The sequence below is a fragment of the Pukyongia salina genome, from assembly GCF_002966125.1.
In the GTDB taxonomy this organism is placed as follows: Bacteria; Bacteroidota; Bacteroidia; order Flavobacteriales; family Flavobacteriaceae; genus Pukyongia; species Pukyongia salina.
This window is the reverse complement of sequence record NZ_CP027062.1, coordinates 1,494,741-1,511,295: the sequence shown is the minus strand read 5'-3', so window position 1 is coordinate 1,511,295 and position 16,555 is coordinate 1,494,741. Positions and strand designations below refer to the sequence as shown.

The following is a 16,555-nucleotide window of genomic DNA, read 5'->3' as shown; positions in this document are numbered from 1 at the left end:
GAAGTCCCTAAAATTACGAAAAACCGTTAGATGCGAAACATATTAATTATAGGTGCCGGCCGTTCGGCAACCAGCCTGGTTCAATATTTATTAAATAAATCGCAGGAAGAAGAACTTTTCCTCACTATAGGGGATATTTCTATCAATAATGCAAAGAAATTGGCCGCCGGGCACCCCAATGCCGTCGCCGAGGTATTGGATGTACATAATGAACAAGAACGTCGTGATGCCGTGCAAAACAGCGACCTGGTGATTTCCATGTTACCGGCACGTTACCATATAGAAGTAGCTCGTGACTGTTTAGAATTTGGAATTCATATGGTGACCGCCTCTTATGTAAGTGACGAAATGCAGAGCTTGCACAATAAAGTAGAAGCCAAAGGGCTGGTATTTATGAATGAGATCGGGGTGGATCCCGGGATAGATCACATGAGCGCCATGCAGGTTATAGACCGCATAAGGGACAATGGAGGAAAAATGCTGATGTTCGAGTCGTTTACCGGCGGATTGGTAGCTCCCGAGAGTGACGATAATCTGTGGAACTACAAGTTCACCTGGAACCCGAGAAACGTAGTGCTTGCGGGACAGGGAGGTGCTGCAGAGTTCATACAGGAAGGAACATATAAGTATATTCCGTATCACAGACTTTTCCGAAGAACCGAATTCCTGGAAATTGAAGGGTATGGACGATTTGAAGCCTACGCCAACCGAAACTCACTAAAATACAGAAGCATTTACGACCTTGAAGATATACTTACGTTATATAGAGGGACCATCCGACGGGTTGGTTTCAGTAAAGCCTGGAATAGCTTTGTACAATTGGGAATGACAGACGATAGTTATATCATTCCTAATTCGGAAGAGCTTTCCTATCGCCAGTTTGTAAATCTCTTTCTTCCATATTCGCCAACCGATTCGGTAGAACTTAAACTACGCCATAACCTCAAGATCGATCAGGATGATCTTATGTGGGACAAATTACTCGAGCTTGATATTTTCAATAAGGACAAAAAGATCGGACTCAAAGATGCAACCCCGGCTCAGGCGCTTCAGAAGATATTAATGGATAAATGGACCTTGAAGGAACACGACAAGGATATGATCGTGATGTACCATAAGTTTGGGTACGAGTTGGATGGCGTTAAGAAACAGATCGATAGTAATATGGTAGTAAAAGGCGAAGACCAAACATATACTGCCATGGCGAAAACCGTTGGACTACCAGTGGCCATAGCGGCCCTTAAAATATTGAATAAAGAAATTACAACTCCAGGAGTGCTAAGGCCTATCGCCAGGGAAATTTACGAGCCTATTCTTAAGGAACTGGAATCATTCGGAATTAATTTTAAAGAAAAATTTACCGATTACCTGGGTTATAATCCGGATAATATAGCGGGATAAAAAAACCCGCTCTAAAGCGGGTTTATGAAATATCTTGTTAGTCCCTTCCTCCCAGGAAGATACTTATAAAATACAGCAACGTAGCCAAAGAACCCAGGGCGGCTACCACATAGGTTCTGGCGGCCCATTTAAGCGCATCCTTCGCGCCGGCGTATTCCTGCTCATTTACCATATTGTTATTCTGAAGCCAGGCCAATGCCCTGTTACTGGCATCGTATTCTACAGGCAGGGTGATAAATGAAAACACGGTTGTCATAGCAAACAAACCTATCCCAATTAAAAACACCCAATTCCCAAACGCAAGCCCTGAAAAGGTAAGTACAAGCCCCGCCATGATCACGAAATTAGACAGCTTACTGGCTACACCTACCATAGGGACTATGGACGAACGCATCTGCAACCAACCATATGCCGTGGCATGCTGTACGGCATGACCACATTCATGCGCTGCGACCGCAGCAGCGGCAGCATTACGTTGCATATAAACCCCTTCGCTAAGGTTAACTGTTTTAGTTTTCGGGTTATAATGGTCTGTTAGCATTCCCGGGGTAGATACTACCTCAACGTCGTAAATACCATTATCACTTAACATCTTTTCGGCAATCTCCTTTCCGCTCATTCCATTTTGCAAATGCACTTTAGAGTACTTTCTAAATTTACTCTTTAAGCGGTTACTCACATACATGCTCACTAAAAAGATCACACCCGCGAGTATATAATATCCCATCATAGCTTATAAATTTTTTACTGTTTTAATATACAATCTTATTAGCAAAAAGTGTGCTAAATTTTAACCTACTATATTGATGATCTTCCCGGGCACAACAATTACCTTCTTTGGCGTTCTACCTTCCAAATAATGGGCTGTTCGCTCATGTGCCATTACGGCAGCCTCGATGTCATCTTTACTCATATCCAGTGGCAACTCCATCTTAAATCGCATCTTGCCATTAAAGGAAACAGGGTACTCCTTTATGCTTTCCACCAGATAGCTTTGGTCGAACTTAGGGAACTCGGCTGTTGAAATACTTTCACTATGCCCCAGTTTACTCCATAATTCCTCGGCTATATGAGGTGCATATGGTGAGATGAGGATGAGTAAAGGTTCTAATATTTCACGCGAGGCACACTTCTGGGCAGTGAGTTCGTTCACTGCGATCATAAAAGTAGAAACCGAGGTATTAAAACTGAAGTTCTCAATATCTTCTTCTACTTTCTTTATGGTTTTATGCAGGGTCTTCAAATTGTCTTTCGTCGCTGCATCCTCGCTTACATTGAAACTCCCTTCAGCACCACTGTGATACAACTTCCACAGTTTCTTAAGGAAGCTGTGTACTCCGGTGATCCCGGCTGTACTCCAGGGCTTGGCCTGTTCTAGTGGGCCAAGGAACATCTCGTACATTCGCAGGGTATCGGCTCCATAACGATTACAAATGTCGTCGGGGTTAACTACATTGTACTTGGACTTGGACATTTTCTCTACCTCCCGGCCCACTTTAAACGTACCGTCTTCTTCGGTGATGAATTTGGCATTCTCAAATTCCGGTCGCCAATTTTTAAAGGCTTCTATGTCTAGTTCGTTTGATAGATTTACTATGGATACATCTGCGTGTATTGGCTGAACAGATAAATCATTCCTTTTACTCTCCGTAACAAGAGTGTTTTCGCCTTCAACTCGATAAACAAAAGCGCTCTCCCCCAGGATCATCCCCTGGTTGATGAGCTTTTTTGCGTGTTCCTCCACCGGCAGATGGCCACGATCGTACATGAACTTGGTCCAAAAACGGCTGTATAATAAGTGCCCGGTAGCATGCTCACTACCCCCAATGTATAGATCTACGTTCTTCCAGTAATCTAAAGCCGCCTTACTGGCAAACTCTTGTTCGTTATGCGGATCCATATAACGGAACATATAACAGCTGCTTCCTGCCCAGCCCGGCATAGTATTCAATTCGAGAGGAAATACTGTTTTGTGATCTATAAGCTCATTACTTACCACCGCTTTCCCGACTGTATCCCACGCCCATACATCGGCACGCCCCAAGGGTGGATCACCATCCTCGGTAGGTAAGTACTTCTCCACTTCGGGAAGGACTAAAGGCAGATGTTCGGTTTCTATCATCTGTGGGAGACCGTCCTTATAATAAACCGGGAAGGGTTCACCCCAATAGCGTTGCCTAGAAAATACAGCGTCGCGCAAACGGTAATTCACCTTTCCATATCCGGCTCCTTTTGCTTCCAAGGCTTCTATAACCTTACGTGTGGCCTCCTTGTAGGTGAGACCGTCCAGGAAATCGCTGTTAGCGATCACCGTATTTTCCTTATCGGCAAAAGCCTCTTCGGAAATATCCACCCCATCAAAAATATTGGGGATGGGAAGCTTGTAATGTTTGGCAAAATCGTAATCCCGTTGATCTCCGCAAGGTACCGCCATCACGGCTCCTGTACCATAACCGGCTAGCACATAATCCCCAATCCATACAGGGATCTTCTCCCCACTGAAAGGATGTACCGCATAGGCTCCGGTGAATACTCCCGAGATAGTTTTCACGTCGGCCATACGTTCCCGCTCACTACGCCTGGCAGTAGCTTCCACATAGGCTTTCACTTCTTCTTTTTGTGCTTCGGAAGTAATTTTAGCCACTAGTTCGTGCTCCGGGGCAAGCGTCATAAAGCTTACTCCAAAGATGGTATCTGGGCGGGTAGTGAAGACCTCTATCGTGTCTTCAAATCCTTGCAGATTGAAAGAGACCATGGCACCTTCGGAGCGGCCTATCCAGTTTGTTTGCGAATCCTTTAGCGGCTGTGGCCAGTCGATCGTTTCCAAACCATCCAGCAGGCGCTGTGCATAGGCGGTGATCCGCATACTCCACTGCATCATTTTTTTTCGTATAACGGGATATCCCCCTCGTTCCGAAACCCCGTTCACTACCTCATCGTTGGCCAGTACGGTCCCCAGTTCGGGGCACCAGTTTACCTCGGTTTCGGCCAGGTAGGTGAGCCTGTATTTAAGGAGTATTTGTTGTTGTTCTTCTGAAGTGAATGAATTCCATTCGTCTGCCGTAAACATAGCAACATCATCATCGCAAGCGGCATTTACCTGTGTATTCCCTTCCGAAGAAAATATAGAGATAAGTTCATTTATATCTTTTGCCTTATCGGCATCCTTATCATACCAGCTTTCGAATAACTGAATAAAGATCCACTGGGTCCATTTGTAATATTTGGGATCGGAGGTGCGTACCTCCCGGCTCCAGTCGAACGAAAAACCTATCTTATCCAACTGCTTTCTGTAGCCTTTGATGGTGGTACCGCTTTTATCCACGCCTCCTTCTATATTCACCAAGGTGGTTTCGGCAGGGTGCTGCCCGGTTTGAATTGCATATTGTTCGGCAGGTAAACCAAAACTATCGTATCCCATAGGATGCAGAACATTATAACCTTTATGGCGCTTGTACCTGGTATAAACATCGCTGGCAATATAGCCTAGCGGATGCCCTACATGCAGCCCTGCTCCAGAAGGATAGGGGAACATATCAAGCACATAGTACTTTGGCTTATCGCTTTTATTTTCGGCTTTGAAGGTCTTATTTTCGGCCCAGAATTGCTGCCATTTGGCTTCGATATCGTTAAAATGATACTGACTCATAATTTGTTTTAGTGCGAAGGAGCAAATTTAAGATTTCTAAGCAGAAGTACGCCCGTTTCGCCTTAAAAATTAGGCTGTAAGAGGTTTCCCGAATACAGTATCCATAACATGGATAAAATAGCCGAAACGTTCATGGCGATTCCAAAAAGTTTCATCTGAAACACCGAATACGGCTTCGCCCTGAATAGAAACAGCAGATCGATCACCAGCCAGCTGGAAAATATTGCAAGGAAGGCAGAAAGCACATGATCGTTAAACCAAAAATAAAGTATGTATACTTCGGAGAGAAGCAAACCTAGCATGATCAATTTGGAAGGAACTCTGCCAATAACGGTGGCGGTTGTTCTTTTTCCTCCCTGTCTATCGGGTTCTATGTCCATGATCTCCCCCGCCAGATGCGCCTGAAAAGCAAAGAGACACAGGTAGACAAGTGTTTGCCAGGGGATCATTTCAATGTCATTCAGAAGCACACTGAACAAAGCAGTAAATACATAGCCAATCTGGATAATGATCTCGAAGGGCGGCCTTTCCTTTAAGCGAAAGGGCCTGAAATTATATAGTACATTGATGGCAACCATAAAGAGAAGTAACAAGAACATCTTATATCCTGCCAATACGGTAAACAAGATGATAAACGGTAGTACCACTATAGTTATCTTTAGCGGAGTTCCTCTCAGTTGTTCTTTCGAAAAACGCGCGCCAAAGAGGAAATTTCCCTTTCTTTTATTGTAGGCATCGGCCTTGGTATCGTTAAAATCGTTCAGGCCGTAGACAAGATAATTTAAAGGAAAGGTGACGAAGAAGAGTCCGATCCAAAATACAGCTTGGCTCCAGAATTGGGTGGCAAAACTAAAAGGAACCAGGTAGATCCAGACAGTTGGAAACCACAATCCGGGCCGCGAAATTTTCAATTCCTGAAGAAGTTTAAACTTGATCGCTCTTAAATTTATCTATCAAAAGTAAGCCTATTTATAAGATTGTTGAAACTTTCTTCGTTAGTAGGTAATTGAACTGAAATTCATTGTATTTTTACGGTCGATAAGGCTTAATGTATGGCTACAGCATTCGAAAAGTATCAAAAAAGACGTTTAATCTCTTCTTATTTCTCGGTAGTGATTAGCATCTCCCTGGTGCTATTCCTATTAGGGATACTGGGACTACTTGTGTTGAATTCGAAACGGGTGGCAGATCATTTTAAGGAACAGGTTCCTATAGTTATTTTTCTGAAGGACACAGCCAAGGAGGTTGAAATCAACCAATTGAAGCAAAGTTTACAAATGGCCGATTATACACGTTCTGCAAACTATGTGTCCAAGGAAGAAGCCGCCGAAATTCACATGGCCGAAATTGGAGAGGATTATGTAGATTACCTGGGTGATAATCCGTTATTGAACAACATTGACGTACGCCTGAATGCAGATTTCGTCACTCCCGAAAAAGTTGAGGAGATCATTGCCGAATTAAAAAGCAAACCTTTTGTAGACGACATAGGGTATGATAAACCCCTTATCGAGAAGCTTACGCAAAATGTAAAACGCATTAGTTTGTGGGTGCTTATAATAGCAGCAGTTTTCCTTATTATAGCCATCCTTCTTATAAATAGTTCTATCCGTCTTTCGGTATATGCCAAACGATTTACCATTAAAACAATGCAGATGGTAGGCGCAACCAAACAGTTTATAAGGCGTCCTTTTATATGGAAGAGTGTTCGATTAGGGATGTTAGGTTCTGTCCTGGCCATGGGAGGCATGGCATTGGTATTATATTATCTCAACAAAACCTTCCCCGAATTAGGATTAACACGAGACAGTACTTTAATTGTGTCGTTGTTTGTTTTTATTTTTCTGATGGGGCTTATCATCACCTGGATCAGTACATTTTTCGCCACTCAACGTTTTTTAAATTTACGTACCGATGAATTGTACTATTAAGAAAATTACCGTATTACTTGTACTCCCATTGCTTTTCTCAAGCTGTATTATTCAGAATCCAAAACCCGAGGATTGTGATGTAAAAGAAATCGTAGTCGCCAAAATCTACGAAGGCGGCACCCTGGATATAGTCTTTGCCGAAGAAAATGGAGATTTTTACTACATAAACAGAGGGTTAGAACAAGGCTATACCCTCTCCGAACTGGAAGAAACGGTTTTAAATAAAAAAGTTACCTTGCACCTGGCTAAAGTGATAACAGGAACTTCCAATCATATTGCGCAATTAGCCATGGATGACGAAATTATCTTTACTGAATTCAAATAATCATGGGAGAGAAAAAACGCAAAGAAGCAGCGAAGATTCACAGCTTCATTTTCGAGAAAAAGAATTATAAGTTCATGCTTATCGGATTGGCATTTATCACCCTGGGATTCATCCTTATGGCGGGTGGTGGTAGCGACGATCCTAATGTTTTCAATCCGGAGATATACAACTGGCGACGCATACGCCTGGCTCCTGCACTTATCCTTATTGGTTTTGGGTTTGAAGTGTATGCCATTCTGTTGAATCCGAACCAAGAGAAATAACCCATGAACATTTGGGACGCTATTATCCTTGGCGTTGTACAGGGTTTCACCGAATTTCTACCCGTTTCTTCCAGTGGACATCTCGAATTGGGGAAAGCGATCCTGGGAGATACATCTGTTCCCGAGGAAAGCCTTCTCTTTACCGTGGTCCTACATTTCGCCACCGCACTTAGTACCATAGTGGTTTTCCGCAAAGATGTATGGGAAATCCTTAGTGGCCTGCTGAAATTTAAATGGAACGAAGAGACGAAATTTTCCCTTAAGATCATTATTTCCATGCTTCCGGCCGTAATAGTAGGCGTACTTTTTGAAGAAGAACTGGAGGCATTTTTTGGTGGAAACATCGCATTTGTGGGTGCCATGCTTATAGTAACGGCCGTACTTTTATGGCTGGCAGACCGCGCAAAAAACACAGGTAAAAAAGTTTCGAACAGCAACGCCTTCGTGATAGGGATCGCCCAGGCAATTGCCATGCTGCCCGGGATCTCGCGAAGTGGGGCTACCATCTCTACTTCGGTATTACTGGGAAACGATAAAAGTAAGGCGGCGCGTTTTTCCTTTCTTATGGTTGTACCTCTTATTTTTGGGAAGATCGCCAAGGACATCTGGAGTGGTGAACTTTCGTCAGAGAGTGCAGACTTTACCATCCTTGGAATAGGCTTTATTGCCGCTTTTATTTGTGGCTTAATAGCCTGTACATGGATGATCAGCCTGGTACGAAAAAGTAAACTCTCCTATTTTGCGATCTACTGTTTAATAGTGGGTATTATTGCCATAATAACCAGTTTTTATCTCGCTTAATGACAGCCGAAGACTATATAAACGGCCACGTGATCTTAATTGATAAACCTCTCGATTGGACATCTTTCCAGGTGGTGAACAAGTTAAGATGGATAATTAAAGAAAAGTACGGCATAAAAAAGATCAAGGTGGGCCATGCCGGCACCCTGGATCCACTTGCAACCGGTCTCCTGATAATCTGCACCGGGAAGTTTACCAAAAAGATCGAAGAATATCAGGGGCAGGAAAAAGAATACACGGGTATCATAACCCTGGGAGCTACCACTCCCAGTTACGATCTAGAAACTAACTTCGACCAGGAATTCGATCATTCGAAGGTGACCGAGGAAATGGTAAATGAGGCTGTACTAGGCTTTATCGGGGACATTGAACAACGGCCACCGGTTTTTTCGGCATTAAAGAAAGATGGGAAACGACTCTATGAGTATGCGCGGGAAGGTAAGAAGGTTGAAATTCCAACTCGTACTGTGCATATATCCGAATTCGAAATAACCGGGTTTTCTAAACCAGACATTCATTTTAGGGTGGTGTGCAGCAAAGGCACATATATCCGTACCCTGGCCCATGATCTGGGAAAAGCTGTAGGTTCCGGATCGCATTTATCAAAACTGAGACGCACCCGTATTGGAGAATTTAAAGTTGAAAATGCGCTTTCTATTGAAGATTTTGAAGCTGGTATAACAAGTTAAAAAGCTCTTAAACTTCTGGTTTCTAAGACCATTTCAAATATTTTTGTATCATTGTTGTACCATTTGCCCCATGAAAATTGATTATTCATACCGTGCCTTCTTACTCACGTCACTTATCTTTGGCTGCTTATTCCTTATCCTTTATTCGGCCAAATTAGGAGCCGGATTTCCGGTAGACGATTCTTCATACGACGTTGAATATACAGATGAAATAACCATTCCCGAAGAAGAGTTGGCGCAGTTAACTGCAGCCGAAAAGCTCAATATCGAAACGAATAAGGCATTTAATGAGGCCGAAAAGTTCATTTCGGAGCTAGAAACTTCCGAAAATCAAATAGACGAAACACTGGCGGCTTTGGACGAAGCGATAAACGATTCGGAATTCGTTTCAGAAGAAGGTATTAGAAAAGCCAGGGAAAAGATTAAGGAAACGCGAGAAACCGCTCTGAAAAAGAAAAAGAAGAAAAAACGAGAGTCGGGTTCCGGGAATCGGAATACAACCATTAGTTTCGACCTGGTGAACAGGGGTGGAATGTATATTCCTAACCCGGTATACACCTGCGACCGAGGAGGCATCGTTGTTATCGATATACAGGTTAATGCCCTTGGTAAAGTTACCAAAACCCATTTCAACAAAAGAGCTTCCACTACCCAGAATGGTTGCCTGGTAGAAAGTGCGATCATGTACGCCGAAAAAGCACGATTTACTACGGCTCCTTCGGTTGAAAATCAGAAAGGAACCATCACCTATAACTTCCCGGGGCAACAATAATTAAATCAGTTCAGCCAGATCCAGTAAGGTGGTTTGAGCCTTATCTTTATTATACCAAACCTGAAGATCCTGTTTAAACGAAGGAGTTAACGTCCCATGCTCAGCCTTGTAGATTTCTGCCATTGTAGTGGCGGTTGAAGGCCTGGGGCCCCATTCGTTCAATATCTTTCCACTTGGGTTATCAATAGCTATTAATTTAGGGATAGAGCGCGCTCCATTCGTTAGAAAGGCGTCCATTAGCTCCGGATGTGTATCCCTATAAATTAATTTTAGATCGATGTTGGCTGTCAAAGCTGCGAGTTTGTTCATAGCCGGGATCGACTGGGCAGAATCTCCACACCAGCTCTCGGTGATCACCAGCCAGGTTTGATCGCCCTCAAAGTCCTTAAACCTCGCTTCGATCTTCTCCGGTACTCGTATGGTTTTATCGAGTCGCCGCATTCTTGCGTCGTTCAGGCGAGTGTGATCTGCGTTCGCTTCGGTTAGCGGGAAACCTGAGCTAAGCCCATTAGCTGCCATCTCGGATACTTCATTTCTGTAGGTTTGATAAGTAAACGCAACTTTTAGTTTCTCACGAACAAGTTCCTCTTTGTATTTTGGTGTTATTTGCATGATTTTTTCCATAGGAAATAAGTCGGAAAAGTTTTAAAAACTTACTACCTTTCCTTACACAAAAATACCACAATTATGACGAAGAAAAGATGTGCATGGTGTGGAGAAGATCCGTTGTACGTTGCCTATCACGACACCGAATGGGGTGTTCCTGTTAAGGACGATCATTTGTTGTTCGAGTTCCTTATTCTGGAGACCTTTCAAGCAGGGCTGAGCTGGATAACAGTACTTAGAAAACGGGAGAATTTCAGAAAGGCGTTTAACAACTTCGATTTTAAGAAAGTGGCTAAGTACGATGAAAAGAAGATCGAATCCTTGCTTCAGGACGCAGGTATCATCCGAAATAAGTTAAAAGTAAAAGCTACAGTTACCAACGCCATCGCTTTTATGGAGGTTCAGAAGGAATTTGGAAGTTTCAGCGATTATATATGGAGTTTTGTGAATCATACACCTATTGTGAACCAATGCAGGAGCATGGATGACATTCCTGCGAATACGCCTCTAAGTGATGAAATTAGTGCCGATCTGAAGAAACGCGGCTTCAAGTTTGTAGGAACTACTGTTGTTTATGCCCATATGCAGGCCACGGGCATGGTAAACGACCATGTTGTGGATTGTTTCAGATATAATGAAGTAAATAATAAGCTAAAAGGCTAGTTAGACCCTGCTACAGCCGGATTTAGATAGGTATTGGTCTCGATATCTAGCTTCAAAGCTTTCAGCGTTTGTTTGTAACGAAACTTCAGCATAGGATCTTTCAGAGTTTCTGTTTCAAATAACTTTTCGAACCATTTCTTGGCTTCGGCGTAATTTCCTTTAAAATAATGGCCGTTCCCCAACTCTTTGTAGATAGTGGGTGTACCATATCCTTCTTTCACCACTTGTTCGTAAACAGCAGTACGGTCTACATCCTTATTAACATCTGTAGAAGATTGTGAATAACCACTCATCGTAAAGCATACGATAAGTACAGGGATAAGTAATAAATGTCTTTTCATGCTGTGGGGCGTAAGAAAATTCGGAAGCTAAGATGCTCATTATCTGCATAAAAACCAAATAAAATCGTCGAAACACTGCTCCCAAGCCGATATTTCCACACATATAAACAGAAAAAGCCGCAAAAAATTGCGGCTTTAACGGTAACTTTTAAAAATTACAATTTGATCACTTTCTTGGTGCTGCTACCAAATTCTCCTTCAAAACTAACGAAAAGGGTTCCCTTCCATTGTGGGTTGAGATTTAAGGTAAAGACTCCGTTCCCCTTTTCCAGTTGCTCGGTCATTAACTGCTGTCCCAGCAAATTGTATACACTCACATTAATACTCCCCGGGATGTTGTTCAGGTTGAAGGAAACCGCATCCATAGTAGGGTTAGGATAAGGAGCCGAAATTCTGTTTGTCATCAGGTCGCCAGTTCCCAAAACCTCGGTATTGATAGTCCAGTAACCATCAGGCGCTACTATGGGTCGTGATAATACCTTCCCCGAGTTAGCCTCAGCTTCGATGAAGTATTCTACATTGGTATTGCCTATAGAAAGATCGGTAGTCCAGTTATCACCGGAAACATTACTCATGGCGGTCTCATTCCAGGTGGTTGTACCTTCTTCGCGCCACATCACGTCCACAGCACTAACCCCGGAGATATGTTTAACCATTGCATCCAGGGTTACGTCTGTATTGATATCGGCCTGATAAACCGGTTGATGCACGATCCACAGCGGATCGGCAACACCAATAGTGTGTGTTATACAATGTATTGCGCCTACAAGAGCAATAAGATTCTCCCCCGAATTGTCTACGTCTATCCCCACTATGTTATAACCCGGCATCATCTCCTGCCATTGGGCCAGTGCAGGACCATCAACTTCAGGGCGATAGAACGGGATCAGGATAGTTTTATTGATAAAGATCGCGTTCGTAAAATTGCGATAGTATCCACCATTATCCGGGTAAGCCCCACTAGTACTTGGAGGTGCATCAATCCATTTTACACGGTAAGGAGTACCGAAAGCCGATTGAAAATTATTTAGCACATATTCAATATTAGCTGCTATCTGTGGCCCATCTGCTACACCTTCGGGATACTTACTCACCAGCAAAGTTTCTTCATCCAGCAATTTCATATGCATGTCGATGTGATTAATAACATCGTAAGGCAAGGGGGTCATTTTAATATAATTGCTTATCCCCATATAATCCATCATAATGTCGTCTATCTGGGCTTCGGTCTTAGCAGAAACACCATACGGATTTCCGGCTGCATTTTCATTTAATACCAGCTCTGAAGCAAAGGCGTTACCCAACCCATCCGACATATAATTACCTCCTGTATTTACAAGATCGTTGGGAGCGGTATCGGTAATGTAGATAGGAATACCTGTTAAGGCTGCATGTGCCGATGGCATCACATTATCCTGGGGTCTCGGACGGTTGTAGATCCAGTCTGTTAATGCGCGTTCCCCTACATCGTCTGAATAGATCGTGTTTCCGGCATAATCCCGAATCCAGATACTGTCCCATGGCTCGTCCATAAAGATCACATTGGTGAGATCTACTCCATTGGAAGTTAAATAATTAGACACAGAAGCTTCGTTCTGAGTGGTGATGATCACCTTACACTCTTGTACGGCAGCTTCTACGATCTGCCTTAATATGTTCGGAAAATTGGGTTGCCAGGTGATGAGCAAGTATTCAACCTCTTCCCATTCGGCAGCGGCGCGAACCGGGCCTGTGGGTGGAGGAGTCATCCTGTTACCGCTGAAGGAATACTGGGCAATGATTTGTCTTTCGCCTTCGGTTAATCCTGCAGGTAACACCTCATTTTGCTGAGAATGTCCAACTATTGAAAATAAACCGAAAAGAATGGAGAGAATAAAATTGGGGTAAAAACGCTTCATTAGAGTGATATTAAATAGATTAGTCCTGAAATAGGCATGCGAAAGATACAAAAAAAAGAAGTGAATTAATATGTGAACAGATTAATGGCGAACGACCGAAGATAGGCGGTTTCCACTTGATTTAAATTTAACTTGTAACACGTTATTGGTCCTTATCAACCTGTATGGTAGGGATTCGAACAATCTCAACTGTAGCGGAAGCTAACTGTACTTTACCGCCTGTCTTTTCAATTTCAGATATGATCAGTTCATTTAACAGATGCTTGGTCAATCTTCTTCTTTTATAGTCCACTATATACCGCAGATTGAACTGGATCCAGTTATCGGTTAATGTAATGGCTAGCGAAGGTTCCACCCTGGCATCCTCTATGTAATAGCGCTCTACAATTGTCTTCCACTCATTCTTCGAAGCATTTACATATTCTGATAGGTTCTCGGCGGCAATTTTCATGATGATCTCTTTTGCAAGTTCAGTATCTGAACCATATCTCACCGGGATATCGAATTCATCCCAGATAAAGGGAAAATCGCGTGAATAATTATAAATAGGGCCACGAAACACGAATGCATTACTTAATTTCACGATCCGGCCACTGTAATTATCACTACTAACCCATTCCCCAATTTCCATCATGGTGGTGTAAATACTATCGATATCTATAACATCTCCCTTGATGCCATTGATTTCGATTCGATCTCCAGGCTTGTACACCTTCACGAAAAATATATACATAGAACCCGCAATACTCAGGATCAATTCCTGTAGCGTTATAGTGATCCCGGCCGTGAGCAATCCAATCGCGAGTGTGAAATCTTTAATATTTCCCGTGAAGTAGGAAAGGCTAAGAATAATGAGTATTATATACCCAATCACTTCCACCCCTTTCTGAGATTTATATCTAGTGTTGGAATCGGGTAAATTTCGACGAAGTATTCGTCTGAAGAACTGCAACAGCCCCACAATAAATAAAACCCATAGCAGGTATTTTATTATGGCCGCCGAAGTAGGATGATCTACCATCCACTGTTTGAAAGTTTCTAAAAATTCCAAAACAAGTAATTAGAATACTAAGCTAAAGTAGTGAATTCCGTTCCACCTAATTTGACAAAAGTCATCTTTCGGATAAATAACCTACGAATTGTTCTCTGGGAACCTCTTCAGCCCCCATTCTTGCAAGATGATCGGTATACATCTGGCAATCAATGAATTTATATGCTTTCTTCTTTAGCTCTTCCACCAGGTGATAAAGAGCGATCTTAGAAGCATCACTCACGCCGCTAAACATACTTTCTCCGCAAAATATCTTTTTTTCCGACAGATCAACCCCGTAGAGGCCACCTACCAGGTTTCCATCCAACCATACCTCCACAGAGGTAGCAATACCTTCTTGATGAAGCTTGAAATATGCGGCTTCCATGTCTTCGGTGATCCAGGTTCCCCCCTGGTCGGGCCTGGGTACGTTTGCGCATTGGCGGATCACTTCAGCAAAATTCTTATTATAAGTTACCGTAAAGATGCCTTTATTTATTTTCTTCTGAAGATTCTTCGAGACGTGTAACTTATCGGGAAACAACAGCATCCTTGGATTGGGAGACCACCACATTATGGGTTGGGCATCACCATACCAGGGAAAGATCCCCGAGCGATACGCGAGTTTTAGCCTTTCCACCGAAAGATCCCCGCCCACAGCAAGTAATCCGTCACTATCGGCTTCGGAAACATCGGGAAACCATAATTTTTCGGTAAGAAAATACATAAGTTTTCCGAGGTCTAGATGATTAATAGTCCGGCAAGGTATACCAGGCCTCCAAGAAGCATAACGATTAGAGTGTAAGGTAAAATCTCCTTTGCCTTCAACCTGGTAATTCCCAGTAGTGGTAAGGCCCAGAAAGGTTGCATCATATTTGTTAGCTGGTCTCCATAGGCAAGTGCCATAATTGCCTTAGGTAACGGCACCCCCAGTTTTAAAGCAGATTCTATCACCACCGGGCCCTGTACAGCCCATTGTCCTCCGCCACTGGGAACGAAGATATTAACCAACCCTGCACTGAAAAAAGTGAATAAGGGAAGGGTGGTCTCATTGGCGATAGACACGAAGAAATCGGAAATTTGTACGATCATCCCGCTGTCCCGCATGATACCCATTATACCGAAGTACAGAGGGAATTGTATCAATATCCCTGCCACCCCTTTTATAGCTTCTTCAAGCGCATTTAAAAAACTTCTGAAACTACCATGAAGCAACAAAGCCAGCCCGAACATAAAAAAATTGAGCATATTGGGCGTGATGATATTATGTGTGATGGCATCGAAATACTGGTAGATAAATGCGATCATAACAAGTATCCCAAAAGAAATACCAAAAACAGGGGAGCGATCGATACGTTCTGCTCCTTTCCCGTCTGCACTCTCATAAATGGGCCCTTTGTAAACAGGAAGGTTGATTGTTGTGGCCGTTGATTTCTTCCCCAGGAAATACAGGAAAAGGGGTACTATTACCAAAATAACCAGAAAGAGGGTAAGATTGAAACCACTGAAAATAGTCTCACTAAAGGAAACCACATCCGGAAGTTGCGCAGCCAGGGTAGAATCTCCCACTCCAGACATCAAACTTGCCAGGTGACCGCTTTCTGCTACTTTTAAAGGCGCAGATCCACTCATTCCGCCATGCCAGATCATAAACCCCACATAACCCGATGCGCCTACAAGCGGATAATTTATAGGGAATCCTCTTTCCTGGGCTGCATCGGCTACTTTGCGAGCCATGATCGCACCAAAGATCAACCCCAGGCCCCAGTTAAAGAATGAAACCAGCATGGTGGTAGAACTAATAAGTAGTACAGCGCTTTGGGTGGAATTTACCAGGTTAGTAAGCCTGCGTATCAGGCCGTTAACAGGCTTGCTAAGCACCAGCGTGTGGCCAAGGACCAGGATAAGCATCATCTGATAGGCAAATACTAGCAGGTCGTTGTTCCATATTCCATTTTCCCACCAGGAGAGAATAGCGAGAAAATGATTTTCGTCTTTAGGTGCTTCAGTGAAGAAGAATGCCAGCACCATGGTTACTACCGATAGGATGATCGCAATAGCGAAGGGAGATGGTAAAAACCGTTTGAAGATGGTTTCTATAGCTCGGGTAATACTCATTTTCCTTATTTAAAAAGAATCCCGCTACAGAATACACATTGCAATTCTATAGCGGGATCCTAACTTAT

General features: G+C 43.1%; 17 protein-coding genes. 8 read left to right on the top strand and 9 right to left on the bottom strand.

What is annotated here, in order from left to right; all coding sequences use genetic code 11:
- Nucleotides 1-30 precede the first annotated feature (30 nt).
- Nucleotides 31-1,401, top strand: coding sequence for a saccharopine dehydrogenase family protein (locus C5O00_RS06700; RefSeq protein WP_105216038.1), 1,371 nt, complete (start codon nucleotides 31-33; stop codon nucleotides 1,399-1,401).
- Nucleotides 1,402-1,438: 37 nt separating this feature from the next.
- Here the strand turns inward: C5O00_RS06700 and C5O00_RS06695 are convergent, their stop codons facing one another.
- The 3 genes from C5O00_RS06695 to C5O00_RS06685 form a co-directional block, all read right to left on the bottom strand.
- On the bottom strand, nucleotides 1,439-2,131 hold the full coding sequence (locus C5O00_RS06695) for a zinc metallopeptidase (protein ID WP_105216036.1): 693 nt from the start codon (nucleotides 2,129-2,131) through the stop codon (nucleotides 1,439-1,441).
- 60 nt (nucleotides 2,132-2,191) lie between these two features.
- Nucleotides 2,192-5,050 (bottom strand): leucine--tRNA ligase, encoded by a 2,859-nt coding sequence (leuS, locus tag C5O00_RS06690; RefSeq protein WP_105216034.1) that lies wholly within the window; start codon nucleotides 5,048-5,050, stop codon nucleotides 2,192-2,194.
- A gap of 62 nt (nucleotides 5,051-5,112) precedes the next feature.
- Complete coding sequence (locus C5O00_RS06685) at nucleotides 5,113-5,961, bottom strand: UbiA family prenyltransferase (RefSeq protein ID WP_158676794.1); 849 nt, start codon at nucleotides 5,959-5,961, stop codon at nucleotides 5,113-5,115.
- A 141-nt stretch (nucleotides 5,962-6,102) separates the two neighbouring features.
- Between C5O00_RS06685 and C5O00_RS06680 the strand changes: the two genes are divergently transcribed.
- The 6 genes from C5O00_RS06680 (at nucleotide 6,103) to C5O00_RS06655 (ending at nucleotide 9,831) form a co-directional block, all read left to right on the top strand.
- On the top strand, nucleotides 6,103-6,981 hold the full coding sequence (locus tag C5O00_RS06680; RefSeq protein ID WP_105216030.1) for a cell division protein FtsX: 879 nt from the start codon (nucleotides 6,103-6,105) through the stop codon (nucleotides 6,979-6,981).
- Nucleotides 6,965-7,306 carry a hypothetical protein gene (locus tag C5O00_RS06675; RefSeq protein ID WP_105216028.1) on the top strand — a complete coding sequence of 114 codons (342 nt, stop codon included), beginning with the start codon at nucleotides 6,965-6,967 and terminating at the stop codon, nucleotides 7,304-7,306. The genes C5O00_RS06680 and C5O00_RS06675 overlap by 17 nt, the downstream gene beginning before the upstream one ends.
- Nucleotides 7,307-7,308: 2 nt before the next feature.
- Nucleotides 7,309-7,569, top strand: coding sequence for a DUF3098 domain-containing protein (locus C5O00_RS06670; protein WP_105216026.1), 261 nt, complete (start codon nucleotides 7,309-7,311; stop codon nucleotides 7,567-7,569).
- Between the two features lie 3 nt (nucleotides 7,570-7,572).
- Nucleotides 7,573-8,370: an undecaprenyl-diphosphate phosphatase gene (locus C5O00_RS06665; RefSeq protein ID WP_105216024.1), complete on the top strand. Its 798-nt coding sequence runs from the start codon at nucleotides 7,573-7,575 to the stop codon at nucleotides 8,368-8,370.
- On the top strand, nucleotides 8,370-9,059 hold the full coding sequence (gene truB / locus C5O00_RS06660) for a tRNA pseudouridine(55) synthase TruB (protein ID WP_105216022.1): 690 nt from the start codon (nucleotides 8,370-8,372) through the stop codon (nucleotides 9,057-9,059). The genes C5O00_RS06665 and truB overlap by 1 nt, the downstream gene beginning before the upstream one ends.
- A 70-nt stretch (nucleotides 9,060-9,129) precedes the next feature.
- Nucleotides 9,130-9,831 (top strand): hypothetical protein, encoded by a 702-nt coding sequence (locus tag C5O00_RS06655; protein WP_105216020.1) that lies wholly within the window; start codon nucleotides 9,130-9,132, stop codon nucleotides 9,829-9,831.
- On the opposite strand, the gene C5O00_RS06650 is transcribed toward C5O00_RS06655, so the two are convergent.
- A complete protein-coding gene (locus C5O00_RS06650) occupies nucleotides 9,832-10,443 on the bottom strand; it encodes a thioredoxin family protein (RefSeq protein ID WP_105217591.1) in 612 nt (203 codons plus the stop codon).
- Nucleotides 10,444-10,518: 75 nt separating this feature from the next.
- Here C5O00_RS06650 and C5O00_RS06645 point away from each other — a divergent pair, with 75 nt between their 5' ends.
- A complete protein-coding gene (locus C5O00_RS06645) occupies nucleotides 10,519-11,100 on the top strand; it encodes a DNA-3-methyladenine glycosylase I (protein ID WP_105216018.1) in 582 nt (193 codons plus the stop codon).
- Here C5O00_RS06645 and C5O00_RS06640 read toward each other — a convergent pair.
- From C5O00_RS06640 to C5O00_RS06620, 5 genes are all read right to left on the bottom strand, one after another.
- Nucleotides 11,097-11,441, bottom strand: a complete 345-nt coding sequence (locus C5O00_RS06640) for a tetratricopeptide repeat protein (protein ID WP_158676793.1) — start codon at nucleotides 11,439-11,441, stop codon at nucleotides 11,097-11,099. The two genes, C5O00_RS06645 and C5O00_RS06640, sit on opposite strands and share 4 nt — an antisense overlap.
- A gap of 155 nt (nucleotides 11,442-11,596) precedes the next feature.
- A complete protein-coding gene (locus tag C5O00_RS06635; protein WP_105216014.1) occupies nucleotides 11,597-13,339 on the bottom strand; it encodes an agmatine deiminase family protein in 1,743 nt (580 codons plus the stop codon).
- A gap of 142 nt (nucleotides 13,340-13,481) precedes the next feature.
- On the bottom strand, nucleotides 13,482-14,390 hold the full coding sequence (locus C5O00_RS06630; RefSeq protein ID WP_105216012.1) for a mechanosensitive ion channel family protein: 909 nt from the start codon (nucleotides 14,388-14,390) through the stop codon (nucleotides 13,482-13,484).
- A 61-nt stretch (nucleotides 14,391-14,451) separates the two neighbouring features.
- A complete protein-coding gene (gene aat, locus C5O00_RS06625; protein ID WP_105216010.1) occupies nucleotides 14,452-15,096 on the bottom strand; it encodes a leucyl/phenylalanyl-tRNA--protein transferase in 645 nt (214 codons plus the stop codon).
- A gap of 14 nt (nucleotides 15,097-15,110) precedes the next feature.
- Nucleotides 15,111-16,487, bottom strand: a complete 1,377-nt coding sequence (locus C5O00_RS06620) for a short-chain fatty acid transporter (RefSeq protein WP_105216008.1) — start codon at nucleotides 16,485-16,487, stop codon at nucleotides 15,111-15,113.
- Nucleotides 16,488-16,555: the final 68 nt, after the last annotated feature.